At 44.9% G+C, this 25,984-nt stretch carries 27 protein-coding genes and 1 pseudogene; 14 read left to right on the top strand and 14 right to left on the bottom strand.

The window, feature by feature from the left end:
- The first annotated feature begins 125 nt into the window (after positions 1–125).
- The 3 genes and pseudogenes from IPL83_14355 (at position 126) to IPL83_14345 (ending at position 1,444) form a co-directional block, all read left to right on the top strand.
- Positions 126–587: pseudogene (locus IPL83_14355) on the top strand (cobalamin-dependent protein).
- A 246-nt stretch (positions 588–833) separates the two neighbouring features.
- Positions 834–1,034, top strand: a complete 201-nt coding sequence (locus IPL83_14350) for a hypothetical protein (protein ID MBK9040319.1) — start codon at positions 834–836, stop codon at positions 1,032–1,034.
- 134 nt (positions 1,035–1,168) lie between these two features.
- The gene (locus tag IPL83_14345; protein MBK9040318.1) at positions 1,169–1,444 is read left to right on the top strand and encodes a hypothetical protein; all 276 of its coding nucleotides are present in this window, start codon (positions 1,169–1,171) and stop codon (positions 1,442–1,444) included.
- Positions 1,445–1,704: 260 nt separating this feature from the next.
- On the opposite strand, the gene IPL83_14340 is transcribed toward IPL83_14345, so the two are convergent.
- Complete coding sequence (locus IPL83_14340; GenBank protein MBK9040317.1) at positions 1,705–2,100, bottom strand: 6-pyruvoyl tetrahydropterin synthase family protein; 396 nt, start codon at positions 2,098–2,100, stop codon at positions 1,705–1,707.
- Between the two features lie 179 nt (positions 2,101–2,279).
- Here IPL83_14340 and IPL83_14335 point away from each other — a divergent pair, with 179 nt between their 5' ends.
- The 4 genes from IPL83_14335 to IPL83_14320 all read left to right on the top strand — a co-directional run bounded on the left by IPL83_14335 (position 2,280) and on the right by IPL83_14320 (position 4,856).
- On the top strand, positions 2,280–2,573 hold the full coding sequence (locus tag IPL83_14335; GenBank protein ID MBK9040316.1) for a heavy-metal-associated domain-containing protein: 294 nt from the start codon (positions 2,280–2,282) through the stop codon (positions 2,571–2,573).
- Positions 2,574–2,595: 22 nt separating this feature from the next.
- Positions 2,596–3,738: an HAD-IC family P-type ATPase gene (locus tag IPL83_14330; protein MBK9040315.1), complete on the top strand. Its 1,143-nt coding sequence runs from the start codon at positions 2,596–2,598 to the stop codon at positions 3,736–3,738.
- 126 nt (positions 3,739–3,864) lie between these two features.
- Positions 3,865–4,572: an HAD-IC family P-type ATPase gene (locus IPL83_14325; GenBank protein MBK9040314.1), complete on the top strand. Its 708-nt coding sequence runs from the start codon at positions 3,865–3,867 to the stop codon at positions 4,570–4,572.
- A complete protein-coding gene (locus IPL83_14320; GenBank protein ID MBK9040313.1) occupies positions 4,572–4,856 on the top strand; it encodes a metal-sensitive transcriptional regulator in 285 nt (94 codons plus the stop codon). The genes IPL83_14325 and IPL83_14320 overlap by 1 nt, the downstream gene beginning before the upstream one ends.
- A 7-nt stretch (positions 4,857–4,863) precedes the next feature.
- Here IPL83_14320 and IPL83_14315 read toward each other — a convergent pair whose 3' ends face one another.
- Positions 4,864–5,793, bottom strand: coding sequence for a penicillin-insensitive murein endopeptidase (locus IPL83_14315; GenBank protein ID MBK9040312.1), 930 nt, complete (start codon positions 5,791–5,793; stop codon positions 4,864–4,866).
- On the opposite strand from IPL83_14315, the gene IPL83_14310 reads away from it, so the two are divergent.
- Entirely contained in the window at positions 5,776–6,936 is a 1,161-nt protein-coding gene (locus IPL83_14310) for a hypothetical protein (protein ID MBK9040311.1), read from the top strand. The two genes, IPL83_14315 and IPL83_14310, sit on opposite strands and share 18 nt — an antisense overlap.
- A gap of 10 nt (positions 6,937–6,946) precedes the next feature.
- Here IPL83_14310 and IPL83_14305 read toward each other — a convergent pair whose 3' ends face one another.
- Positions 6,947–7,714: a hypothetical protein gene (locus IPL83_14305; GenBank protein MBK9040310.1), complete on the bottom strand. Its 768-nt coding sequence runs from the start codon at positions 7,712–7,714 to the stop codon at positions 6,947–6,949.
- A 34-nt stretch (positions 7,715–7,748) separates the two neighbouring features.
- On the opposite strand from IPL83_14305, the gene IPL83_14300 reads away from it, so the two are divergent.
- Positions 7,749–8,771 carry a TIGR01212 family radical SAM protein gene (locus tag IPL83_14300; protein ID MBK9040309.1) on the top strand — a complete coding sequence of 341 codons (1,023 nt, stop codon included), beginning with the start codon at positions 7,749–7,751 and terminating at the stop codon, positions 8,769–8,771.
- A gap of 76 nt (positions 8,772–8,847) precedes the next feature.
- Positions 8,848–10,056, top strand: a complete 1,209-nt coding sequence (locus tag IPL83_14295; GenBank protein MBK9040308.1) for an ankyrin repeat domain-containing protein — start codon at positions 8,848–8,850, stop codon at positions 10,054–10,056.
- Between the two features lie 45 nt (positions 10,057–10,101).
- Here the strand turns inward: IPL83_14295 and IPL83_14290 are convergent, their stop codons facing one another.
- Entirely contained in the window at positions 10,102–11,166 is a 1,065-nt protein-coding gene (locus tag IPL83_14290) for a hypothetical protein (GenBank protein ID MBK9040307.1), read from the bottom strand.
- 90 nt (positions 11,167–11,256) lie between these two features.
- On the opposite strand from IPL83_14290, the gene IPL83_14285 reads away from it, so the two are divergent.
- Together IPL83_14285 and IPL83_14280 are read left to right on the top strand one after the other, a co-directional pair.
- Positions 11,257–11,916, top strand: coding sequence for a class II aldolase/adducin family protein (locus IPL83_14285; protein ID MBK9040306.1), 660 nt, complete (start codon positions 11,257–11,259; stop codon positions 11,914–11,916).
- Between the two features lie 34 nt (positions 11,917–11,950).
- On the top strand, positions 11,951–12,811 hold the full coding sequence (locus IPL83_14280) for an MTAP family purine nucleoside phosphorylase (protein MBK9040305.1): 861 nt from the start codon (positions 11,951–11,953) through the stop codon (positions 12,809–12,811).
- A 112-nt stretch (positions 12,812–12,923) separates the two neighbouring features.
- Here the strand turns inward: IPL83_14280 and IPL83_14275 are convergent, their stop codons facing one another.
- The gene (locus tag IPL83_14275; protein MBK9040304.1) at positions 12,924–13,160 is read right to left on the bottom strand and encodes a hypothetical protein; all 237 of its coding nucleotides are present in this window, start codon (positions 13,158–13,160) and stop codon (positions 12,924–12,926) included.
- A gap of 77 nt (positions 13,161–13,237) precedes the next feature.
- Between IPL83_14275 and IPL83_14270 the strand changes: the two genes are divergently transcribed.
- Entirely contained in the window at positions 13,238–13,432 is a 195-nt protein-coding gene (locus tag IPL83_14270) for a hypothetical protein (GenBank protein MBK9040303.1), read from the top strand.
- Here the strand turns inward: IPL83_14270 and IPL83_14265 are convergent.
- The 6 genes from IPL83_14265 to IPL83_14240 form a co-directional block, all read right to left on the bottom strand.
- A complete protein-coding gene (locus tag IPL83_14265; GenBank protein ID MBK9040302.1) occupies positions 13,429–14,475 on the bottom strand; it encodes a L,D-transpeptidase in 1,047 nt (348 codons plus the stop codon). The two genes, IPL83_14270 and IPL83_14265, sit on opposite strands and share 4 nt — an antisense overlap.
- Positions 14,476–14,662: 187 nt before the next feature.
- Positions 14,663–16,006: a twitch domain-containing radical SAM protein gene (locus tag IPL83_14260; protein ID MBK9040301.1), complete on the bottom strand. Its 1,344-nt coding sequence runs from the start codon at positions 16,004–16,006 to the stop codon at positions 14,663–14,665.
- Positions 16,003–17,484 carry a twitch domain-containing radical SAM protein gene (locus IPL83_14255; GenBank protein MBK9040300.1) on the bottom strand — a complete coding sequence of 494 codons (1,482 nt, stop codon included), beginning with the start codon at positions 17,482–17,484 and terminating at the stop codon, positions 16,003–16,005. Before IPL83_14255 ends, IPL83_14260 begins: the two co-directional genes overlap by 4 nt.
- Complete coding sequence (gcvP, locus tag IPL83_14250; protein ID MBK9040299.1) at positions 17,447–20,323, bottom strand: aminomethyl-transferring glycine dehydrogenase; 2,877 nt, start codon at positions 20,321–20,323, stop codon at positions 17,447–17,449. Before gcvP ends, IPL83_14255 begins: the two co-directional genes overlap by 38 nt.
- A 50-nt stretch (positions 20,324–20,373) precedes the next feature.
- Entirely contained in the window at positions 20,374–20,871 is a 498-nt protein-coding gene (locus IPL83_14245; GenBank protein ID MBK9040298.1) for a Crp/Fnr family transcriptional regulator, read from the bottom strand.
- 92 nt (positions 20,872–20,963) lie between these two features.
- Positions 20,964–21,407, bottom strand: coding sequence for a hypothetical protein (locus IPL83_14240; protein MBK9040297.1), 444 nt, complete (start codon positions 21,405–21,407; stop codon positions 20,964–20,966).
- A gap of 142 nt (positions 21,408–21,549) precedes the next feature.
- On the opposite strand from IPL83_14240, the gene genX reads away from it, so the two are divergent.
- Positions 21,550–22,899 carry an EF-P lysine aminoacylase GenX gene (gene genX / locus IPL83_14235; protein ID MBK9040296.1) on the top strand — a complete coding sequence of 450 codons (1,350 nt, stop codon included), beginning with the start codon at positions 21,550–21,552 and terminating at the stop codon, positions 22,897–22,899.
- Positions 22,900–22,915: 16 nt separating this feature from the next.
- Here the strand turns inward: genX and IPL83_14230 are convergent, their stop codons facing one another.
- From IPL83_14230 to IPL83_14220, 3 genes are all read right to left on the bottom strand, one after another.
- Entirely contained in the window at positions 22,916–23,197 is a 282-nt protein-coding gene (locus IPL83_14230) for an integration host factor subunit beta (protein ID MBK9040295.1), read from the bottom strand.
- 233 nt (positions 23,198–23,430) lie between these two features.
- Positions 23,431–24,762 carry a glycosyltransferase family 4 protein gene (locus IPL83_14225; GenBank protein ID MBK9040294.1) on the bottom strand — a complete coding sequence of 444 codons (1,332 nt, stop codon included), beginning with the start codon at positions 24,760–24,762 and terminating at the stop codon, positions 23,431–23,433.
- Between the two features lie 102 nt (positions 24,763–24,864).
- Positions 24,865–25,983, bottom strand: a complete 1,119-nt coding sequence (locus IPL83_14220) for a hypothetical protein (GenBank protein ID MBK9040293.1) — start codon at positions 25,981–25,983, stop codon at positions 24,865–24,867.
- Position 25,984: the final 1 nt, after the last annotated feature.

Raw genomic sequence — 25,984 nt, 5'->3', positions numbered from 1 at the left:
TTAGCATTTGGCGCCAAAATTCTGTATTTGTTCAGGGCCTGTCTCTGGTGGCGCTTCTTGAGAATTCTCTTCATTCAGCCTCCCATTCAGGATTTTTATGAGACTCAGTTGCGTTTGCAACCACTGGGCTTGCGTATCTCAAAGCAGCCCTTCAGAAACATCATCCTGAGGTTGAAGTTGTCATTCGGGACTATCATACTGGATATGGACGCCAAACTCTGCGGTGGCCGAAAGAGCTTGAATATCTTCGCGAATATTATTCGATTTTAGATCGAAGTCCATTTTCTACTTTTTATAATTATTATCACTTCGGCGCGAGCTTCGATCTGATCGCTGACGACATTGCGAGAATTCAGCCCGATCTCGTTGGTGTATCCTGTTTGTTTACTCCCTACTTTCGGGAAGCTCACGAAATTTCCAAAAGGGTAAAGAATTTTCGAAACATTCCGGTGCTCATGGGAGGTTCGCATGTCTCTGCTGTACCAGAATCTGTATTGCAACACGACTCAGTGGATTTTATCATCCGCGGAGAGGGTGAAAAATCTATCGTTGATTTTGTATCTTTCCTTCAGGAAAGCTGGCGATAACAGAGGTCGGAGGTCTCGGATATAAAATCAATGGGGAGCTCCAATTTAATCCAATCAAGGAGAACTTTGATATTGGGGAGCTACCTTATCCAGATCTTGGGTCATTCTCATTAGGAACTTACAAATACGGTCACCTCCCTCTGGCTTTTATGATTACTTCAGAAGTTGCCCCCCCATAAGTGTTCCTTCTGCTCGGTTCATTTGACTTTTGGTCATCGATATCAGAGGCGCTCTCCCGAGGATGTTTTGTGTGAGATCGAACTTCGATATGAGCAGGGTTATCGCGTCATTGATTTTGAAGACGATAATCTCACTTTTTATAAGGATGAAATGAAGCGCCTGTGTGGCGCTTTGATTGAGAGATTTCCCAACCGAGAAATGCAAGTTGTGGCGATGAATGGAATCAGTTATTTGAGTCTTGATGATGAGCTACTTGAACTCATGTAGAAGGCAGGATTTACTCATCTCAATTTGGCTTTGGTCAGCTCCGATAAAGTGGTACGGGAAACCACGAAGCGTCCTCATACCCTCGAGGCATATCACGAGTCGTTCACAGGGCGCATTCTTTGGGATTTCATATTGTGTCTTATCAAATTTTAGGATTGCCTAACGAAAATCTAGACCGCATGATGCAGACTTTAGCTTTCAATATTCGACTGCCGGTGCTTTTAGGTGCTTCTATATTTTATCTGACGCCCCAATCGCCAATGGCCCTTAAATTGGGAAATTCACTGAGCGAAGCAGATCATTTCAAAGCTCGCACCACCGCAGTTGCACATGAATCTGAGAGTTTTTCTCGTCAAGACATTTATACCCTTTTTATTGTGAATCGAATTTTAATCACCTTAAAGGACTGAAACTTGAAAGGGACCAGTCTTTGTCGGATCTTTTATTGAGCGTCAGGATGATTGTGGTTTGGCCCTTTTTTCTGATTGTCTGAAATCGGGGGGTTTTATATTTTATCAATCGACAAAGGTCGGTATCCCAATCTCAAATTTAAGACGGAACTTTTAGTCAAGCAATTAGGCAAGCCCAGTTCGTGACCACACAAGATGGTCACAAAATCGAACTGGATGAGCTGGGTCGACTTCAGGAATCGAATCGCTTGGATCAGTTTTTAGCGTCTGACTGTGCAGGAATGAGTGCAAGTTTCATCGATGGTTACGGCATCCAATGGAAAGCCTAGATCTGCAGATTTTTCAAGTAGATAAAGTGCGATCACTTCAGAAGTGGGATTGTCACTAAATACAAAATGCCTCTGGTGGGTGGATCTTAAAAATTCAATGGTCAATTCATCTGAATCAGCCAAGAGCGTGGCGTGATCCCAGTTTTCCTTGCACCAGTCTTTAATGACCTTAAAGTCAGCAAAGTCTTTGAGCATGCCAAATTGGTTGAGCTGCAAGCCCTTTATTTCACAGGTAATTCGAAAAGAATGGCCATGAAGATTCTGACAGCGTCCTGGATAGCCCTTAACCAAGCGGTGTGCGGCTTCAAATGAAAACGTGGTTGTCAAAGTTACAATAGGTCTGCTCATGGGAACGGAGAATGCGTTATTGCGAGGATTCAGTCAACATTTGAGATATTTTGACATACCCTATGGGGTATAGTAGAATAATAAAAAGTTGAGCCGATTTGAAGATGAAGGTCTAAGCTTGTGCGTTTGCAATTGCTATCTGATCTGGAGGTTACTTTGTGAGACAAGAATACTTGGTTCAGGGTATGACCTGCGCTTCTTGTGCGAGAAATATTGAGGCGTCCCTCAGGCGAATGCCTGAGATTGAAAGCGCCAAAGTTAATTTTGTGACCAATCGGGCGACACTTATTATCAAGGAAGGCTTGGGGAGTATTGAAGCGACTCTCATCGCCGTCCGCAAGACAGCGAAGGACATCGGATACGAATTCATCGAAATAAAAAAGTGGCCAATCGCCAATCTCCGCAGAAATTTCAGATCGTGCAGATCCTATCGACCTCAGAGAAGCTTATGATCAATCAGAAGAAGACAAAAATTTGCGAATTCGCATGATTGTGGCGGGAATTTTGACCATTCCACTTTTTTTATTGGGAATGGATTTGGTTCCTTTTGCTCGTGAATGGTCGACTTTTGTTAATCACATGATGCAGTTAATGTGCGTTCTTCCCATATTGTTTTGGTCTGGGAAGAGATTTATCTTTGGTCTGTTCCTCACTCTGAGAACGGGTCATGCCAACATGAATACTTTGGTGGGACTGGGAACCCTCTCGGCCTTTGTATATAGTCTCGTTCTAACTCTTAGCCCCAATCTCTTTAGATATGAGGGACTTTCTGCACACGTGTATTACGAGTCTGTTGGATTCATCGTGCTATTTATTTTATTCGGCCAATTTCTTGAAAACAGAGCCAAACTGAAGACTTCAATGGCCGTACGTGGTTTATTTGAGCTGAAGAGCAAAGAAGCTCTGGTGGTTGTCAATGGTGAGTTTACAAGGGTTGCAATTGAGAATGTTGTCGTTGGTGATACTGTTTCGGTTCGTCCGGGAGAACGAATTCCTGTTGATGGCACGGTGTTAGAAGGTAATTCGCTCGTCGACGAGTCCATGGTGACAGGAGAGCCAATTCCGGTAGAGAAAAGGTCTGGTTCTGAGGTCATTGGTGGGACGCTCAATCAAAAGGGCGCTTTTCAAATGAGAGCTTGCAAGGTTGGGAGCGAAACTTTCCTTTCTCAAATTATTAGATTGGTTCAAGATGCTCAAAATTCGAAGGCTCCCATCGAGCGGTTTGCGGATCGAGTGAGTTCAATTTTTGTCCCCACTGTTTTCATTTTGGCTTGTTTGAGTTTTAGCATTTGGATGCTCGTAGGGCCCGAGCCTCGATTGACTTACGGTCTTGTTGCCTTTGTTTCTGTGCTCATCATTGCATGTCCCTGCGCCCTGGGATTAGCGACACCCACGGCAATCATCGTCGGAATCGGTCGAGGAGCTCAGCGAGGAATTTTGTTTCGAAGTGCTGAGGCAATAGAGGTGGGTGAAAAGATAACAGCGATCATTTTGGATAAAACAGGAACAATCACGGAGGGTCATCCAAAAGTCCTTGTGACAAAAATATTGAACAATGATGGTCGTTGGAAAAAAAGAAATTTACAACTGGCTCTTGAGCCTGGAGAGTCGATCTGAGCACCCACTGGGTCAAGCGATTTCAGAATTTGCAAAAGATAATGGTGGCATGAACGTGGAAGTGGAGAGCTTTCAGTCCTTAACAGGTTTAGGCATCATAGGGCTTGCAGAAAAAAGAGAATATTGGTGGGCAATCAAAAATTGATGCTCAATGAATCCGTCCAACTCAACGAAGAAGTGATGAGAACTCTGGAGGAATGGGGCTCACTGGGTCATACTCCTGTGTTTGTGGCGGTAGAAGCTTGTCTTGTCATGATGATAGCAGTGGCTGATCCGATAAAAGAGAGGGCTCCTGGGGTTGTACGTGAACTTGGAGAAATGGGTATTGAAGTTTGGATGATGACAGGGGATTCGCAAAGGGCTGCGGGAAGTGTAGCGAACCAAGTTGGGATCATGAGATTTGCGGGAGAGGTTTTGCCAGGGGACAAACTTATGAAGGTCAAGGAATTGCAATCGGCAGGTCGCCGAGTGGCAATGGCTGGGGATGGTATCAATGATGCACCTGCCCTGGCTCAATCTGATTTAGGTATTGCCATGAGCACTGGAACGGATATCGCAATTGAATCTGCTGACATGACTCTGATTAATGGCGATTTGGAGCTTTTGCCGATCGCTTTGAAAATCTCCAGGGGCACCATGAAGGTTGTTCGTCAGAATCTATTTCTATCATTTGTTTACAATGGTCTTGGAATTCCCTTGGCGGCGGGAGTCTTGTTTCCGACAACAGGGACCTTGCTTCCTCCTGTTTTTGCTGCAATAGCTATGGCCTTGAGCAGTATCTCTGTAGTACTCAATAGCCTTCGACTGAAAAGTAAAAATCTTGGAGGCATCTAATGGAAAAAAAGGGAACTTCTCACACGAGTCATCTCAATCGCTTGAAGCGCCTTGAAGGACAAATTCGTGGGATCGCCAAGATGGTTGAAGAGAAGCGCTACTGCATGGACATTTTGACTCAAATCAAAGCGGTGCGTTCGGCATTGGGTTCTTTGGAAGAGAAAATCATTGAACAGCACATTGATCATTGTGTCAGGAAGGCGATTGGATCGAATGATAAAAATGAAAAGGGCTTGGTGATCAAAGAAATCATGGAGTTGCTGGAGTCTGCGCGAGCAAGATAGGTGAGTTCTAACATCCTGTCCCAACAGGAGGAGGTTCCTGTTCTATGCAGCGTGGACTTGTTGGTGGACAGGTCAGTCGGAGGTGAAAATGATCGTGGTGGTTTTTCAGGGGACGCAAGCTTCTGAGAACTGCGGCCACCTTTAGATCTGAGTCTTGATTTTTCCATTTTAGGCAAAAATGCTTTTTGATGACCTCGTCGACAAATATTCGATTCACTCGACCCGTCTGAATAAGGCGGCTAAAGACTTCTCCGTTTCGATCTGAGTCAAAGTTTAGGGAGAGTTTTCCTCTCGGGGCAAAATCTTCATCAAATCCAAGATTGTTATCGGGATTCTGTTCTTTGTGATTGTGGCGATAGTAGGCAATATCGACATCAAGACCGTTTTGATGACTCCCGTGGCGCCCCAGGGGGCCTCCACCTGCTCCGCTGATATCGCCAATCTGAAGTCGCTCCCCATTTGGACAGTCCCGAGAGATGCTTTTTGCAATATCGGCAAGTATTTTAACCACGTCATCAGTTGCGTAGGCTCGCTTTCTGCCCTGCATGATTTTCAAGAGGCCCTGGGACTCCGAGGGGAGACTATTGGAATTAATAAGATCACCACGCGAGAAGAATCCGATGGCCTGTTCAATTCCAGGTAACTGAGATTTCTCAACAGGACCTTTTTCTATTCCGATCAGCTCATTTAACTCCGCAGGCGTGAGTTGATCCTTTTCGTCCCATTCCGTTGCTTCGGTTGCCACTGAAAAAAGAAGGACTAACAAAATACCTAGCTTTTTTGCACTCATAACAATATCAGATTCTAACAAGCTCGAGTGAGCAAGCAGATTCGATCCATTTTGAGACGAACCCCTACCTTCGTTAACCCGACCCGACAAACGTCCGATAGAGGAAACTGACGGAAATCGGGGAAGCTCGTGTATTTCAATGCTCATTCAGTGCTCTATTTGAAAATATCTCGGAAAAGTGTGAGAGAACGAATTTTCTGTTTTCTCATTTTTCTGTCTGCCGGAGAATTTCTCTTAACGAAAGCCAGTTTGGCCAGGTTCTCCATTGCAAGCGCATCCTCGGCTATCCATAATATAGGAAATAGGGGACTGATCAAATCAGGTGTGAAAGACGAATCAGCGAAGGATTTTATCAAACGATTGCTCCCTCAAGAAAGCATCAATCGATCACGTTTGATGGAGTACTCATTACTGCAAGGAATTGAAAAGGCTCCTCATCGAATTGAAATCAGAGGTAGAGAAGCCGCCATTGAAGTTCATTGGAAGCTGACCAATAGTAAGGAAGCGCAAGAATATGTTGATTCAATTCAGATTCAAAACTTGGATTTGGGGCTATTTTTAGTTAACGAGGAGAAATTCCTTTTGACGCCAACGGCGGGAATAGCCTCTGATCTGATGCGAGTAGAAGAAATCTTGAGCCTCAAAATGGCCAGGCATAGTGAAAATAGCGGACTTGCGAGAGCTCTACGAGCCGATCCCTATCCAAGAGAAAAGGGAGGAGTATTTCTTCTCTCTGTCATGTATTCTCTTTATTTTTCTCAGCCTCATAGTCGCTGTCTTGAGGCAGAATTGATGTTGTCCCAACACTTAAAGCTAGCCAAGATAAAATTGCTGGATATCCCACGCTGCGAAAAGGGAAAGCTTGAGGTTATCGTTCAGAGAGATAAAAATCATCCCCGACTGGAATTAAATTGGATAGATGGAGTTACTGATCAATTGCTGGCAGTTGAATTTTCGGAATCGAAGGGAGTTCTCAGAAGTATGACTTATGAATTTGATTCCTGGGGTCTAAAGAATATTCTCATTCGGGATTCATCTGGAAGGCATCAGATTTTCACGACTCAGTTTGGCGGATCCAACATGGTAACTCCTGAGATGCTCATAGAGTTCAGAACACGATATGATCTACTAGATAAGCTTCGCAATGCCGGGAGCGATTGGGGCCTCACCTGCGTCAATGGCTGTCATCAAGAAATCATAGCTCATTTAGCTCAGCCAAGAGAGAGCATTGCTCGCCAAGAGCCAAAAGTTCGAAGGCCGGCTTCGGCAAGAAAAAAAATCGCCTATTAATGTTCGATTTTCAGTAATGACGATCTCTCATCGCCGTGGTGCTCTGTCTCTTTCCGCCAAATCCTGGAACGAATTCAACTTTGAAATTTGCTCTTTTCAGTGCCCGCTTGAGAGATCCGGTGGCAGCGTAAGTAGACAAAACGCAGGGAACGTCCGCAAATTGGATAAAAAACTGATCTAAGTTACTTTCATTCCAGAGCTCTGGACTCGTTTGAGATGAAAAAGCATCGTAAAAAATTCCGTGCACCCGAAATGGTGGATGTTCACATGGCTTGAGCGTCTCGTAGAGCATCCAGGTTTTCTCTGCTGCCATTTGCTTCAATTGATTCCGGACAGCGGTTTGAGTCAGGTTCATCTCGCGACTCACCAAATCTAATATAACATCATAGACGCCAAATAGATCAGAATCAGTTTGGGAGACTCGAGGGTTTTCATCGAGCCAGCTGATGAAGTAGCGGCGAAGAAAATCCTTGCTTTCGTAACTGAGCAGGCGCCAGGGGTGGTTCGGATAATTTTTAAGTGTAAAGGCTGCGGAGAGAAGTTCATTGTAACCAAGTCCTAGCCCTACTGAAAGCAGGCGAGTTTCTGGCTCTTGCCATTCGAAGGCCCTTTGAAGGGTGGGAAGGTAAATATATATAGTTTCTGAAAAAGCTCCCTTAAGATTATGCATGGATTCTCCAAGACCCGATGAATCCCTTAGTCTGAGGGTCGGACTGCCATCTTGGGTGATTTCAATCTGAAACGGATTGTTCGAATCAAGCTCATCTCTCAATGGCATTGCCAAACTCCAATATTTTGCTTAAGTATCACATATGTCATTAGCTTCACCCTGGCAAGGTTTGCCCTATCATGCGATCAGCCAATTTTACCGTCATCGTTTTGGTGGAAAAGTTTATAAGATTCCCGTCAGCATTTCTGAAACTTGCCCAAACCGCGAGGGGCTGGGAGGAGGAAAAGTCTGCATTTTTTGTGATCAGTGGGGATCAGCCGCTTTTCCCGAATACTCTCAAGAACCTCTGCATCGGCAAATTGAGGAAACTCGCGCGAGATTGCAGCGACGATTTAATGGGGAGATGTTTTTGGTCTACTTTCAGGCCTACACGACTACTTTTAGTCGAACGATTCATTTGCGTGAGCAGTTTAAAACGGCTTTTTCATTTCCCGATGTAAAGGGAGTGGTCGTTGGGACCAGGCCGGATTGTATTTCAGATGCTGTTCTGGATTTATGGAATGAGACAACGAGATCAGATCGATTTGTGGCAGTTGAACTGGGAGTTCAATCTTTTGATGAAAAACAGCTTGTGTGGATGCAACGTGGACATTCTGGGCAAAGAGCAATCGATTCCATTTTGAGAATAAAAGAGAAAACTCAGGTAGATCTGGGGATTCATCTGATTTTTGGATTTCCAGGAGAAACGGATGATCAAGTCATTGCGACCGCAAAGCTGGTTAACCAATTGCCGATCAACAATGTAAAGCTTCATAATCTTCATGTATTGCGAAATACTCCGCTCGAGAAGATTTGGAATGATGGTCAATTTATACCTCTCTCTCGTGAGGTTTATATTCGAAGAACGATCTTGTTTCTCGAACACCTGCGGCCGGAGCTATCTGTGCATCGGCTTGCTGCAGTTGCGAGTCGTCATGATGAGTTGGTCGCTCCAGCTTGGGCATCGAGTAAAATGGAAACCTATCAAATGTTTCTGGACGAATTCCGTCGTCAAAAGACTTTTCAGGGAAGAAAATGGAAGGCCCCCCTGATTCTGGACAAAGATCCTGATGTTGCGAGTTCAATTCAATATTTGGGCTTGAACAGCCAAATACTTTCGACCTGATTCTAAAAATTTTGGGCATAAGTTAGACCGAATAAAATAATTATTTGATATGATCAAAGCATCTATTGAGGAGATTATGGTTCCATTTCGAATAAAGCGAATTTTTGAGAAAATTGTACAGCCGAAGACCTCGGCAGATGGCCATCAGGGTAAGAATGAGAAAATGCTGATATCACAGGCCCGTGGTGGTAACATCTCTGGCGTTTTGATGGCAATTAATTTGGGTGCGGATATCAATACCATTGATCGTGATACGGAAAAGACGACTTTGTATTTTGCTGTTAAGGCAAATGCCTTGCCGCTCATTGAATTATTGATAAAAAACAAGGCGAGAGCTGATATCCCTGAAAGATCCACAAAATATACGCCGATTATGCTAGCGACCGAGCTCAACTTCCAAAGGGCCATAGTGGCAATGATGCAAAGTCCTGAAAAAGGTATGGAGAAAGTTGACCATCGCGGACGAAACCTCATTAACATAGCACTGGAGAAGGGAAAACCAAAAGTTGCCCTCTTTTTTAAGGAGGCCGGTGCAGATATTCAGGACGCCTTTGTGTGGGCCATAGATGAAAACTTAGTTGATCAGATGAATTGGTGTTTGGAACAAGGGGCAAGTATGAATACGATCCTTCCCTCAGGGTATTCCCCTTTGGTGAAGGCCATTCTGGAGAAGAATCAAAAAGAGGTCAAATATTTCTTGAGTAAAGGGGCCGATCCGAATTGGATGGGAGGAGGAGGAAATCTCGTCTCTACAAGAGGAAAGAATTCCCTTATGATTGCTTTGGAAACAATGGGTGCTGAGGAGATCGTGCTCAACCTTCTTGATAATCCTTCTATTGACGTTGCGTGCAAGGATATGCTGGGAGAGAATGCTTTGATGAAGGCCGTTCGAAAATGTCACATCGAGGCAGTTAAGATTTTAATTGAAAAGGGCTCAGATCAGAAGATTGTTTCAAATGAACGAGCAACCCTTCTGATTGCGGCCGCTCAGAGCGGACGAGTCGAAATGGCACAGTTGGTGTGGAACCTCGGTGGATTCAATGTAAATGACATCGATAACAAGGGATGGAATCCGCTGATGTATGCGGCTCGTGAGGGTGATTTGGAATCTGCTAAGCTATTTCTTTCATTCGGAGCCGATCCAACTTATAGGTCTCCAAACTTGAGTATTACGGCTGCTGATTTAGCCATGGGAGTTCGAAGAAGGGCTTACAAAGAGACACCCGAAAGAGTCGCCGTTTACGATAGTATTATTGAGCTTCTCACAAATACAAAGGTTGCCTAAACCCGAATCAGGGTTTCATTGGCCCATGGGCCTTAAAAACTGCATTTAGATTTTTCCGTGTGTGGAATGAATTCTAATTTCTGATTTTGAACGCAGTTCGTTTGCCTTGATAGTTAAGTCCGTCGGCAGCTCAACTCTTGAACCGCGAGGAATAAGTGGAGCCCGCCCTTCTTTCTTGAGCCATGATAAAAACTCTCTCTTTGGGCCTCGGCAAAGTGCTTGTTTTGTCTTTCCCTTTTCCTCAAGAGTATCTCCAATGATCCTTGCTACAGACCATTCGGGAGGAGCGATTCGAGAGGCCATCAAATAGGAAAAGGTGAGGCTGCGGTTATCAAGGGGAAGCAGGTCCTCCAGGTGAATCAGCCAATCAGGTCGTCGCAATAATATACGATCATGGCACCAATCTGACTTGGACATTTCAAGCAATGGACAAGCCATCTGATGGGTGCAAGGTGCCCAAATATGATAACCCTTCTCGAGAAGTTCATTTCTCCAAACCATGAGCTGCCGTCCTTGTGTTCGACTGCTAGGTTCTAAGATAAGGACATGTGAATAGCCATCCAAATTTTCGGGTATTGAATGTCCCTCGTTAAGTGAATAACTCAATAAGGCGAGACTCTGTGAATGGGGAGCTCGCGGAAGAGTACGACTCTGGTGGATTTCTGTTTGCATGGTCACTGGAAATTTATCAATCATTGCTCTTATGATATCCAGTGGTTCGCGAGCTGAGTCGATGGATTGGTAACAATCGAGAGGTATTGGGATTTGGAGGAGATCCCATGCGAGTAAGCCTGTTCCTGGACCAGATCCAAAATCAACAACTTCCTTAATATTTTTAAAGAAATTAAGACGGAGTCCCTCCTCGAGAACTGCGGTCAGGCGTAGAAAGTTGAGTGGGAGAAAGTAAGCCCAATAGGCGGCACGATGACGACGATTCGTCCACAGTTGAGGGTCAATTGTTCTATCCAAATATTGCCTTGAAAGATCTAAAATGGCCTCACTCAATGAATGCTTTTGTTCCAAATTGAACTGCTCTCGAGCAAGGCCCCATTGAATTCGTTCCGTGATGGATTCTGGGAGGCTAAAATGATGCAAGTGTCGAATTTTCATGATGGCCGAATATCCCACGTTATTCTGAGTTCGTCTAGCTTGACTCAGTTTCTCCTGCATAGAATACTTGCCTGCCAGAAGGGAATCTAAATGAGCATGGAATTAGAGTTGACGGTGAGACAGCAAATACTTTTGGGTTCTCGACGTCTTTATGATCGAGGAATGCTGGCCGCTGCAGACGGGAATCTCAGTTATCGTTTGAGTGACGAGAGGATTGTCATTACGCCTTCTGGAGTAGCCAAGGCTTTTATTAAGGTCGAAGATCTCTGCGTCATTGACCTGAAGGGCCGCGTACTGGAGGGAAAGCCTTCTGGAGAGATGTCGATGCATCTTGAAGTCTACCGACAAGTTAAAAAGGCTAGGGCTGTTGTACATGCTCATCCTCCTTACGCAGTGGCTTGGTCTATTTCGCACCCGCAGCTTTCAGAATTACCAAGTGATTGTCTGAGCGAAATAATCTTGGCTGTTGGCTCCATACCTATAGTTCCCTATGCGCGACCAACAACTGTGGGAATGGGAGAGGTCTTGGGTTCCTTTCTTCCTCATCACCGTTTGATGATACTGAGTCGGCACGGCGGTTTGAGTTGGGGAGAGGATTTGGATGAAGCGGTGAATGGAATGGAGAGACTGGAGCATTCTGCTCAAATACTGGCTTTAGCTAAGCAAATGGGTGGACTCAGTTTTTTGCCAACCGAAGAGGTTGAAGCATTACGCGAAATGCGTCGGGGCATAGGCGAGAGAACTTTGTGAATATTTTATTTTTAGTTTATGAGGAGGTTTTAGTATGTGGGCCATCATAGGTGGGTCAGGTTTCGAAAAATTTGAAAATTTTAAAACGATTTCTTTATTAGGTAGAGAAACACCCTTCGGCTCTGCATCGAGCGGATTAAAAACCGTCAAGATAGGGGATCATGAATGTTTATTTGTTTCTCGGCATGGAGATCACCATGAACTTTTGCCTAGCGAAGTTAACTATAGAGCAAATATTTGGGCCTTAAAGAAATATGGTGCAAAGGCAATTCTTAGCTTTTCAGCTGTTGGTAGCCTCCAACAGCATTATAAACCTGGAGATATGGTCATTCCGATTCAGTATATTGATCGCACGAAAGGTCTTCGTCATCATAGCTTCTGTGGAGACGGTGTCGTTGGCCATGTGTCTTTAGCCAAGCCAGTTTGTCAGTCAATGGCAAGCAGAACGATCGAACTGGCAGAGGGCTTGCCTTTTGAAAGCCACGTGGGCCAAACCTACATTTGTGTGGAAGGTCCTTACTTTTCAACTCAAGCGGAATCCATTCATTATCGTTCCATGGGTGCGGATATCATTGGAATGACGCATTTTCCGGAATATGCCTTGGCCCGAGAGGCAGGTCTTCCGTATCTGCCTTGTTGTTTTGTGACAGATTATGACTGCTGGGATGATTCGATACCGCATGTGACCTTGGACGATGTGATTCAGACGATGCGTGCGAATAATGCCAAGGCATTCCAAATGACAGAAAGAATTTTGGATACTGGGGACACCTTGTTTAAAGATTGCAAGTGTTCTGAGCAGAGCCTTCGGTCAGGATTATTGACTTCTCGAGACGCGTTTCCAATAAATGCCAGAGCTTGGCTTGAAATACTTTTATCCCAATCAAACCATTGATGTTTGCAATCATTGAACTGGCCCACTTGATTGTTGTTCCAAACTCCAAGGGCTCCGGCTGAACCAAATCTCAGGAGTCCAGGATCTTCAAACATGCGTCCGGCAGCAGCGCTCACGTTGTGAGCACTGCACCAAGCCGAACTCGATCCTGAACCCCTGAGATTGCTTCAGCCAGCTCCCTGTGTCTTTTGGACACAACAGAATCACCGAAGGCTTGTGGGCCAACCAAGGATTCCAACTTCGGATGGCGATGATGACATATGATTTCTAAGGCTTCTGGAATCTTTCCTTGTACACCAGGTTTTGCGGATGAGGCGATTGACCTCCCCTTGGCCGGCATTCGACTCATGCAAAAATCAATAATTTGAGAAGAAGGATCTCGTTTTTAATGCAGCGGTTGGCCCACAAGCCTTCGGTGATTCTGTTGTGTCCAAAAGACACAGGGAGCTGGCTGAAGCAGATCTTAGGGGTTCAGGATCGAGTTCGGCTTGGTGCAGTGCTCACAACGTGAGCGCTGCTGCCGGACGCATGTTTGAAGATCCTGGACTCCTGAGATTTAGTTCAGCCGGCTCCCTTGGAGTTTGGAACAACAATCAAGTGGGCCAGTTCATGCGATTTTAGCCCAGGTGAATGGTGGGTCGCTGATATCCCTCAAATAAGACGATGACCGCCTTCGGGCGGCTTTCTGAGATATTTTTTCCGGTTAATTTGGGCAAGGCTGAGTTCGCATCAAATTCAGGCAGGTTGGGCGATAAAAAAGAGCTCGACTCAAAAAAGGCCCCGCGAAGGGCCTTTGCCACGTGTGGTAGTGTTCTGACACAACCATGGCTGGCCCTGGAAACCCCCAGTTTTTTCCAATTGCTTGGTGGAGTGCCATGGATGGCGATTCCGGACCAACGGCCTCCAGAACTATAGCGATAATAGATATACATGGCATGAGACATGGGAGAACCAATCGTGCCTTGCTGGTGATCCCTTGTTTTTGCAAAATGAACTTGAAAGGCCCCAGATATTGTCAATATGGATCCCGATCCCGCCAACCCAGATGAAACGGGAAGGGCGTACGGCAGTTGATCATTTTGGTAATTGAGGTTGATATCATTGCGACGAGCATATTCGGCGGATTGCTTGAGTGCATTTTCGAAATAGGTTTCAAAAAAATCGCTCTGAAATTTCTGAGACTCGGCGGTGATGCCAATAATTTCTTGAGAGGAATTGCGTTCAAAAATATTTCGGCCCTTTCGTGGACGCCCAATGACTGACATGAATTGGGCAGGCACAAAGTTTGTTGGAGAGGAATCAGCTTTTGCTGTATTTACACAAATGAAGTAATCAAAATGGGCTTCAATTTCAGGCGTAATAGATTTCATAACATTTTCAAACTTCATAAATCGAGGAATTGCGAGCGAGGAAAAATACTCAAGTTTTTCGACAACACTCGATTTGTCCTCTACAATCTGAGCCTTCCCTTCGAAAATCAACTGTCCGACCTCATCGTTATCGATATCTACAATTTCGCCGGTCTCAACAATCCGAGCTTTTAAACTTAATTTGGGGATATTTTGATTGGCTTGCCTTTCAGCAAGAGCAGACAGCCAAGGGCTTCCGGTCATTGTCAATGAAAGTGCCTGAAGAACACGACGACGAGAAAGTGGATTCAGCATGTATATTCCTCCCCAATAAGAATTGGATGCCCGCGACCTTGTTTAAATTGTACTTTGATCAGACAGAAAAGGAATGGGGGGTCTTAATTTGAACATTTTGCTAAGAATGTGCAGTCTCTTATCGAGTTACATGGGAAAAAAGTTACACAATGAAAGGGGAGGAGGAAAGGTCGCCCTTATAGTATTACTATACAGTGGCGTTAAAATCGCTTTCGGCATTTCCAGGTTTCCAAAAGGATTTCATCTCAGGAAGGAGTTCTAGAATAGATTGGTTCCGAAGGCGATCAAATGATGAGGTATAGTCCATAAACTTCTTCCAGGAAATATGGCGCTGGATCTCGGTTTCAATTGAGTGATTCAAAGATTTGAAATGACTCAATAGTATCTCAATCTTTTCTCGATTGAATTGGCCAAAGTGCTCATCGTAGTGGGAAATATTTCTATCAAGGTGGCGGTAGATTTTTTCCATCGCTAGTTCTTTAAGGGCTGAAGGAAGAACAGAGGCGGAAAGGTACGATGGATTTCCCAGGGAAATAAAATAAGGCATGGCTGGAAGGGAATCACGGTAGTTGATAAGAAAATCGAGAAATTCTGGAAGTCGTAAAATATTATAGGCCTGAAAACAGGTGTGAATTTCCAGCCAGAGAGGAAGCCTTTTCTTCAATTCAATCAAGCTTTCAAAGTTTTTGCGAAAGACACTCCACTTGAGAGGGAAGCGAATATAATCGTTGATATCCCCGTAACCCTCCACGCTAATATGAATTTCAATTGCCTTAAATTCTGACCACAATTCAAGAAGCCGAGGAGGAAGAACAGAAATGTTTGAATGGTAGCGGAGAACAATGTTGCGACTCGATCCATTTTGAACTGCCAATTCGAGAAGTTTCAAATGCAATCGCGAGAGAAAGGGTTCCCCCCCTGTGGTGAGTACTTCTTTCAGGCCAGGCAGAATTTTTGAAAAAATCATAGTAAGATGGCTGTCATCCTGCCAGTCGAGATGGGCTCTTTGTGTATGTTCTTTGGAGAAATGAATTTTAAGGGACTCAAAGTCATCGTGTAGAGCGTAGGAAGAGGTTGGCCCGCACATGCGGCATTTCAAATTGCAGTGGTTACTCAGTGACAGGTCTAAAAATGAAATTTCATTTGTCGCTGTACCATCTTCTCCCGTCGCCTCGAGAAGATGATGAAAGCTCTCCTCATATTGCTTGAGGTAGATATTGCGTAAGGAAACACCACCATTGTCTTCAACGCGATAACAATTGTTACAAAAAGTTGGCTTCTCACCATTTGCCATAGCCAAACGAAATCTCTTCATAAAGGGGCCATTGAATGCTTGATCAACCGATGCGAGATTCGAGAGGTAAATGGGGTTATTATTTTCATCGCGAATGTGGCCACCATGATCTGTATTGCAACACACTCGAATTGACGTGTCTGTATTGACGCTAAAATGCAGCCAGGGCAAAGGACAAATTCCCTTGGGTAGGAGGGGTTGATTTTGATCGGGGTCCGAGTCCGTGAGATCATTCATGGACTTTGCTCGCCAACCAAGGTTGCAACTGACACATTTTTGAGGTGAGATTCCGAAAAACTCCAGTTCTCAAAACCCAATCTAGCAGCCTCACTTGCGACGGCAGCGTAGAGAATGGGATCCACGTGCTTGAGTTTCTGTTTTCGGTGGTCATCAAGGAGCTGGGTGTAAGCCCAAAACTTTTTCAGATTTTCCTCATAATCTGGCGGTAGCGGTTGTTTGAGTTGATGAAGTATGAGGTCGAAGCGATCACCTAATCCCTCGAGATTTTTGATGAGATGGGAACGCTTCAAATAGGAATTAATTCTCTCAATGGCGATCTCTCTCACAGAAAGGGGAAGAATGTCGATATTCAAAAACCGAGGCTTAAAGAGAATGTTTATTGAGTAAGGATACTGATAAAAATGAGGCTGTTCCAATGCGAGAGTTTCAATCCAATCTAGAACATCGGTGAAAGACAGAATATTATACATTTGTAGGGTCAGGTTTACCAGGAGCTTTACTCTCCCTTCCTTTACGCGCTCTTTCACGAGCAGAAAGTTTTCTGCAACCACGTTCCATTTAGAAGGAAACCGAATGTACTCTTGAACAGAACCTGTCCCATCAATACTTGCTATGAATTCAAAGGGATTAAACTGGGTGGAAACTTCAATCAATTCAGTGCTCAAATAAGTAAAATTTGAAGATAAAAATACTCGAATACGTTTCGAATGTCCGCTGTCGACACAAGCCTTCAACAGAGAGAAAACTTCAGGAAGGAGGGCTGGTTCGCCTCCGGCGAAGCTAAGAGTCTCGATATATGGGATAAAACTGGTGATTTCTGCCCAAAATCCTGGAATAGCCGACCAGTTCGGCATTTGGTCAATAGTAAAATCAACTTCAAAGGTTTCTTTGTCGAAAAGCCTTGGATCCTTAAGTGAAATGAGATGACTGTACTTGTTTGCCAGAGTTTTGAGTTCATTGGCAACGGAGCTACTATCAAACTGATTACACATTCTGCATTTTAAATTACAGAGGTTACCCGGCTTGAGTTCAAGAAAATAAGGCAAGGAAGAAAGCTGGTAGTCATTACTTTCAGCTTCTTTGATCGCCTTGCCAAGGCCCTCGTGGTCTCCCCAATCTTGGAGACTTCGTTGACGCATGCTTGTAGAGCCAGAGGCCTCCTCCTGATAACACTGACGACACTGATGAAGGGCTTCTCCGCTCAACATTTTTTTTCGAATCATGCGAAGACTGTCGCTGTTCCAAACCTTTTCTATCGAGTCAGTTGCGACAGAAAAATTTCGTCCTGTAGGTGCTTGCAACATTTTTGTATAATAGCAGCATGGTCGAAAAAAACCGGCGGGAATCGTCGATAGCTGAACAAATGGATAAGCGCAAAAGCTTGAGAGTCGTAGCTGTTCCAGTTGAGAAGGAGGTGCGTTCATAAGTTGAGCGCCATCATACATACTCGTCAGGGCTGGGACAACTGCAGACAAGATTTCTGTCTCCGTAAGCGTTATCGATTCGTCTGATGGGAGTCCAAAACTTATGATCTTTCACCCACGTCAGTGGAAAGCTCGCTTCCTCCCTCGTGTAAGGATGTTTCCACTCGTCTGATGTTAAGTGTTCGATGGAATGGGGGGCATTACGAAGCGGGTTATTCTCTCGGTCTGTATGGCCCATTTCAATCTGTTTGATCTCTTTGCGAATTTGAATCATGGCATCGCAGAAACGATCAAGCTCAGCGAGGGATTCGCTCTCTGTTGGCTCAACCATGAGGGTTCCTGGCACGGGCCATGACATTGTGGGAGCGTGAAAACCGTAGTCCATCAATCTCTTCGCAATATCATCGACTTGAATACCGGAGGATCCACGAAATTCACTGCAATCTAAAATACACTCATGGGCTACAAAGCCTTGCTTCCCCCGGTAAACAACTGGGTAGTGTGGACTTAAACGTTTTGCAATATAATTTGCCGAGAGTATGGCCACTTCCGTCGCTTTCTTCAAACCCTCCAAGCCCATCATATGAACATAGGCCCAAGAAATGGGTAAGATTCCAGCGCTTCCCCACGGGGCTGAAGAGACAGCCGAAATCCCAGTTTTAGGTCCGCAACGACTTTGTTGTTTATGAGTCGGAAGAAAAGGCATCAGATGCTCTGCCACTCCGATGGGACCAACCCCAGGCCCTCCTCCGCCATGCGGAATGCTAAAGGTTTTGTGAAGGTTGAGGTGGCAGACGTCGGCGCCAATTTCGTGAGGTCGGGCGAGTCCAACCATGGCGTTGAAATTGGCCCCATCCATGTAAACTTGTCCACCAAATTCATGCACAATTTGACAGATTTTAATGATTTCTTCTTCAAAAACTCCGTGTGTAGACGGATAAGTCACCATGAGTGCGGCAAGCTTATTTCTATGAGTATGTGCCTTGATTTGCAGGTCATCAATGTCGATGTTTCCGTTCGTATCGCAACCGACGACAACGACTTCCATGCCGGCCATGGCGGCACTCGCTGGATTTGTTCCGTGGGCCGATCGGGGGATGAGACAGATATTTCGGTGACCTTGTTGGCGGGACTGGTGAAACTTGCGAATAGCTAAAAGGCCTGCGTATTCCCCTTGAGAACCGGCATTGGGTTGAAAAGAAATTCCAGCAAAACCCGTTAGCTGACACAACCAGTTTTCAAGTTCAGAAATCAATAGCTGGTAGCCTTGAGTTTGTTCTAAGGGAGCAAAGGGGTGAATTTTCGCGAATTCAGGCCAGGTAACAGGAATCATCTCGCTTACGGCATTGAGCTTCATGGTACATGAACCAAGCGGAATCATCGCATTTGCCAGCGTTAAATCCTTGCATTCGAGACGACGGATATAGCGAAGCATTTCTGTTTCGGAATGGTAGGAATTAAAAGTCGGGTGAGTCAGAAAGGAACTCTTTCTGGAGAGAAGCCCAAAGTTGCATTCCGCCCGATTCAATAAATCATAAATTTGATTTAGGGCATTGGCACTGAACAAACTGATGAGTTCTTCAAGGTCTCGAGCTGTCTTTGTTTCATCAAAGGATATCCCGAGAGTATTATTTCCAAAATCAGCTAAGTTAATCTTTTTAGCTTTGGCCAAAAAGAGGATCGATTTTTTTTGATCTTCCGGAAGTTCCACTCTCAATGTATCAAAAAAATGTTCATGGACAATTTTGAATCCGAGATTTTTTAGCAGGTTTGCTGCGGTTTTTGCCAATAGGTGGATGTCAGAGGCGATTCTTCTCAGCCCATTCGGACCGTGATAAACAGCATACATTGAAGCCATTACCGCGAGAAGAACCTGTGCCGTACAAATATTGCTCGTGGCCTTTTCTCGGCGAATATGTTGTTCGCGTGTTTGTAGGGTGAGACGAAGGGCGAGCTTCCCATCGATGTCCTTGCTTACCCCAATGAGGCGACCAGGAATTGATCGAATATATTCTTGGCGAGTGGAAATGAAGGCCGCATGAGGCCCCCCAAAACTCATGGGCACTCCAAATCTTTGACTTGACCCAACGGTGATATCGACGCCCATTTCTCCAGGTGGCCTCAGAAGAGTTAATGCTAACAAATCGGTTCCAGCAATAACCAAGGAACCATGACGATGAGCTCTTTCACATATTTCAGTTAGATCACAAATCGCTCCCGAGAAGGAAGGGTATTGGACATAAATACCAAACGCAGGAGTGGAGAAATCCCATTTTTTTAAATTCACATTTTTGATTTCAATGCCCAAAGGCTCAGCTCGTGTTTGCAAAACCTCGAGAGTCTGTGGGAAAATATCCTCATCAACAACAAAGATGTTGGATGAGTTTTTTTTGTTGACCGACTGACTCATCGTCATGGCCTCGGCAGCAGCCGTTCCTTCATCGAGAAGTGAGGAATTGGCAATCGGAAGACCTGTCAAATCAGCAACCATAGTTTGGAAATTAAGAAGGGCCTCCATACGACCCTGTGAAATTTCGGCTTGGTAGGGCGTATAGGCTGTGTACCAACTTGGATTTTCCAGAATGGTACGAAGAATAATTCCTGGTACGTGGGTATCATAGTAGCCCTGTCCGAGATAACTTTTATAGATTTGATTTTTACTTGCTACGGAGCGGGCTCTCGATAAAAACTCTGATTCAGCGAGCCCTTGAGAGGGCAGATCGAGTTTGCCTTTATAAAGGATATCTTGCGGGAGTGTCCTATTAAGAAGATCACTTCCATTCTTAAGATCAAGAGTCTCCAACATCTTTTGTTGATCAGTTGTATTTGGACCTATGTGTCTATGAGAAAAGGTCTCACCTTGAAGTTTGGATTGAGAGCGACCTTCCATCGAAGTGGAACCTCCTGTATGAATTCGATTGATTTTATGAAAACGAGGGACTACTCGTCTTTATCGCCCTCATCATTCAAGTCATTCAGATCAATGTTGATAGCGGTTGTAACATCGCCTTCAAACTCAGTCGAGGCAATTTTCTGAGTGACAGTTTGATCGACAATCCCATGGCGTTTTAGAATCTCATTGGTTTCTCGAATGCGGGAAATCAAACCCTGCATCATTGAAACAACCCAATCGGGCAGTTTCTCAATCATGTACTGATATGCCTCTTCATTTACCAATATCGCCTCGACGCGAGTGAGACAGCGCGCAGTTGCCGAGCGAGGAGAGTCGTCAATCATCGCAAATTCACCGAGAGATTGGCCTGCCCCTACAACTGAAAGGGGAATTTTCTCTCCATGAAATCCACTTTGGAAAATCTCTACATTGCCTTCTTGGATGATATAAAAATGGCGTGACAAGTCTCCTTCCTTGAAGAGGAGGTCTCCCGTCTTGAAGGTGATTTTCTCGAGTCCATTTTTGCTACTCATTTTATTATTCACTGACAGCTCCACTCTTCTTCGCACAAACAGATGACCAACTCTAGTTTTTAAATCTAGATTGCAAGCAAGGGGATACTAATTTGAACCTCGGACTACTTCTTCTTGGGCGAAGCGGACTTAGACTGGACTGGCTTTCTCTGAGAAGTAAGTTTCTTCTTTGCGGCACTTCTTTTTGTTCCCAGTTGTGTTTTCAGTTCGCCCGAAGACTTCGCAATCTTAGTCTTCTGTTTATCCACAGTCTGACGCACAGAGCTGAATCCTTTTTGAACGTCCAAATGGGTTTTTTTGATGTTTCTCAAAGCTTTGCTGAATTCTCTATCCAGTTGTTTCTGAGCTTTTGAGAGAGAACGAACCCATGTTTCGTAGCGGGTTTCGAGCTTTTTTAGTTTTTTTCGAGCCGAAGGGCTTAGCTTCTCATGGATATCGAACTGACGGATTTCATCGGTAAGGCGGCGAATCTCTCCCTTTACGTATTGGAGGTCACCGAGCTTTTGAATCTCCTCTTTTACCTTCTTTATGTTCAGATCGAATTGCATAAGTAGTCTCCCTTATTGGAGGTTAAGATTTCTTGGTGTTACTAAAATGGGAAAAAAATTCCTGATTGTCAAGGTTAGCAGGTCTATGACCTTGCTTTGTAATTCCTTTTAACTTACGTGAGCGTATACCATGGAGTTTTTGATGTCCCCACGAGATCGCTATCTGAAATCGGTTTGGCTGCCTTATCCCGCAATCCAGGGGTCGTTTATGACGGTCTCTCAGTGTTGCTCCTTCAATCCATCGACATCGACATTGGGAATGTCACTTCGCTTAGCCGGAAAAGTTTTAGAAATCTCGCCAGAAGAGCGTTCGATGGTGGTCTACCAAGGAGACCAGCAATTGAAAATTGTTGTTTTAGGCCCAGCGGTTTGGGGTCCTTCTCCTGAAGTGGGCGATCCGTTTTTGGTCCTTTCTCCGGGTGATGTGCTTGCGATTGAATGTGGGGCTGTTGAGGAGAGAGTTGGCAAGACCGTTTGGTTCCTTTCTGGAGTTCAGTTTACACTTTTAGCTCCCTGTCACAGACATATCTGCGAAACTTCGGAAAAGTGGGTCTCATTGAGACGTTGGGAAAAGTTGATTCGAGGAGTTCGAAGTTATTTTTTAGAGAACGGTTTTTGGGAAGCAGATACTCCTTATTTGGTAACTTGTCCCGGGATGGAACCGACTCTTGATCCTTTTCCAGTTACTCTTCACTACAAAGGAGGGGAGAGGGGAGTTTACTTGCCAACATCTCCTGAACTCAGCCTAAAGAGGCTTTTGGCGTTGGGCGCAACTCATCTATTTGAAATAAAAAAGTGTTTTCGCGACGGAGAATTCAGTCACTGTCACCAGCCTGAGTTTTGGATGCTTGAGTGGTATCGAGCTTACTCAAGCCTTGATTCAATCAAGTTTGATTTGATGGGCCTTCTTAGCTTTTTAGCTGAAGAGGCACTGATTCCGACTCCGATCTCTCAACCAAGGGAGGTCACTATGGCGGAACTATTTCAGGAGGTTTTGAGTTTTGAGCTGCGGGTGACAACAACAAAAGCGGATCTGCTTCAACTTTGCCGAAGACTTGGAATCTACACCGGATCAGTTGAGACTTGGAATGATCTGTTTCACCTCGTCTTTATTGAGAAAATTGAACCTCATTTGAAACAGATGGGCTTGGTTTTTCTCGAAAGATTTCCACCGAGTCAGGCGGCTTTGGCGCGAATAACCAAAGACGGATGGGCCGATCGGCTTGAATTCTATTGGAATGGCTTGGAAATAGCGAATGCCTTTCATGAACTCAACGATCCAGCAGAGCAGCAGCACCGAAATAATTCTGACAATCGAGAGCGAGTGCTCATGGGCAAAAATCCCCTTCCCATTGATCAGAATTTCATGGCTGCTCTCGAGAGCGGAATGCCGCCATCCGGGGGAATTGCTTTGGGTCTTGAGCGCTTATTTATGGCGGCCTGGGGAGTAAGGGACCTAGGTGACTTGAAAATTTTTACATTTGATACCTGATAAGATCATCTCATTGCTATTCGGCACCGTTGATGTCTTCTTTGAGCTCTTTCCCAACCTTAAAAAAGGGTAGTTTTTTTTCGCCGACATTAATAACTTCGCCCGTTCGTGGGTTGCGTCCCTTGTAGGCACCATAAAGACGGTTCACAAAGGATCCAAATCCTCGGATTTCAATGCGATCATTGCGCATCAAGGCCTCAACCATCGAATCGAAGATGGCATTCACAACAGTTTCCGCCTTCACTCTTGTTATTCCGGCGCGCTCTGAGATGTGGTTAATGAGATCCGCTTTCGTCATGTTATCCCCTGAGGTGGCAGCAAGGTTTTCTAGCCATGTTCTAAACCCGCTCAGTTCCCTAAACTATCGAAACTACTTGGCTATGGTATCTCCTTGGAATCCCATTGAAAAGATCATTTTATCAATCCGATGCGATTTCTTTTGAAAAAGAAAATCTTTGGCAGTTCAATGCTTCGCATTATTTCGACAAAACAGATTGTCGTAATGCATTAATTTGCGATCTTGATTTGATCTTAAGAATGCGATTGCTCAAGAGGAGGGTCGGATACGGTCGTGTTAGAATGGGAAGAACCACGAAATGCCTTCTTAGCTTTTTTCTTTTCATACCATCCAGTTGACCAGAGAGTCTGGCGATAGGCCTCGACCGTTTGGCTCACCATTTTACCCATATCAAAAAGATTGAGAGTTTTATTGCGGGCGTTTTCGCCAATTTCGCGGGTGGGAAGTTGATCAGAAAAAATTTGAATTAGCAGAGTGCTAAGTGAATTCACGTCAGCGGGTCTGACCAAAAAACCATCACGTCCGTCTTCTACAATGGTAGAAATTGGACTTACCTCAGAGCCGATAATCACCTTTTTCTGGGCCATCGCTTCGAGGAGACTTGGTTCAAATCCAGAGGTTCGCGAGCTGAGATTGACGAACACATCAGCAAGAGCGATGTAGTCGGGCAGGGCAGTGTTGGGAATTGCTCCCGTAAAAATGACCCTATTCCCGAGGGCGAGGTTGAGCATCTCAAATTCAATTTCTTTTTTTAGCGGTCCATGTCCGAGTACGATCATTCGAGAAGCCGGTTTTTTCACCGCTACTTTCTCAAAGGCTCTCAGCAAGTTAATCACTTCGCCCAATTCCGTCATATCTGTTATTGTCACGATTGTTTGGGCGTTTGCGGGGAGTCCGACCTTTTCCCCCAACTCCTCTGATTTTTCTCTCGGAGAAAGATCGGTGATTTCAATTCCGTAGGGAACACTGTGGGTTTTTAGCTCCGGGTAGAGATAGTACCTTTCAAGAGCAATTCTCTGCTGGGGACTTGTGACAAACACAGAATGAGCTGTTTTCAACAGTTGGCGATCCCGTCCGTAATAAGAAATGATAAATCTTGAGCCCACCAAAACGGCTGTTCGTAAAAGGCCACCTAAGGTTTCTCGAGCCATTCCCAGCAAGGAAAATATTTCGCTCATTCCTGTTGCCTCGACATCATAGGCCATAGCGACTTTAAGAAGCCGACTTCTTTTACCTATAAGATATCCGCCGCGATCAATGCTGTGGACAATATGAAATGGGTTTTCGGCATGGAGAGCTAAAAATTTGTTTTTTACTAGCTCGGGAAACTGATCAATCGTGCGATACCCAGATTCTCCCAGAAAAAATGCCATGACGTTTTCCTGAAGAATTTCCTTTTTTCCCTGAGGGTTTTTCCAAGACAACACCGTCACTTGGTGGCCGTCGAGGGCCAGGCGCCGAGCAATTGGCCACAAGAATCCATGATCAGAGGCCCGTCCTAAGATAGGGAACCTTTGGCAGATCATGCAGATATTCAGTTTTTCGGGCATGGGAAGTTTTGCCATTGATTTCTCGATCTGTTTATTCCGTCACTGCAAGTATGCCACATCTTCAATTGCTAAGCGATCCATAGATTTGTTATTCTATGATTTGGAAGAGATCAGCAATTAAAAAAAATTTCGAGATGTCTCCGAATAAACTCGGCTCATTATGTTAGAAAAATGATCTGTGGGATTGTGATCACTAAGCCCAAGGAGTCGAAGACTGAACTTTTGACGGAGCTGCGAGTCTTTGAGAATTCTTTCAATGAGATCAATCTGTTCTTGCCCGTCGCGGCTAGAAAGCAAAACATTGTCCCCGTGAGCCCAGGGAAAGGGATCTGCTTGAGCTTGGAGACGATTCAAAATGAGGGGTATGCCGCTATTTCGACAGGCGTGCGCTACAACAGGTAGAATAGCCGTTTCAATTTTTAGATGGGAACCCAAAACCACATTTGCCAATTTTGCAAATTGATCCGTTGAAGTTAAATCCAAATCTCCAGCAAAGTACCATTGGCCTGTGAGGTTTTCCCTCCTTATTTTCAGTTGCCATTCTTGTTCCCGTTTGTAGCCCAAATGGGAGAGTGAGCCTGAAGAAATAATATGCCAGTCAGAATGCCCTTTCAGAGTGGCCAAAGCCATACAAAGTGTCTGTTCAAAATCATAATGATCTTGGAGATTCCCCGGAATGAATAAGAAAGGACAGAACTTCTCATCGGGCAGAATATCCGATTTTGAATCAAATGGGACTCGACTATCAATGAGTTCGAGGGTTTCAATGCGCGGCAATTGGCCCGGTCGAGAGGATAAAATATGTTTCTGGGTATTATTTGCTACGGTGATCGCATCTGCACGATGCATTGGGATTTTGGAAATGGAGGTCGGCAGTCTCCAAAAAGAGAAGACGACTTTAGCCGGTTTGTTGGGATTCATCAGACCTGCAGTATAGGGGAGACTCGTCCAAACGGGACTTAACTCTGGGGGTGGAAGAAGATGTAAAACATCAGGTCTCCATTGATGCAAAAGCTGGAGAACTTTTGGAATTTCAAAAACGGACCAGCGCTGGAAGATCTGAAGGAGCTCAACTCGGGGGTGGAATTGCGGAAACAATTGGTAGGGGTGCTTGCCCGTCAGGAGTTTAATTTCATGTTGGCATTCTGCCAGAGAATTCGCTAGTCTCCAGGCCAACAGAGCTTCTGGGGCCGGGGATGGCGGCAGAGACGGAGCGATCAAGACAACACGGGCCACT

The organism is Bdellovibrionales bacterium (assembly GCA_016716765.1).
Taxonomy (GTDB): Bacteria; Bdellovibrionota; Bdellovibrionia; order Bdellovibrionales; family UBA1609; genus JADJVA01.
The sequence above is the reverse complement of the archived record's forward strand: the minus strand, read 5'-3'. Positions and strand labels throughout refer to the sequence as shown.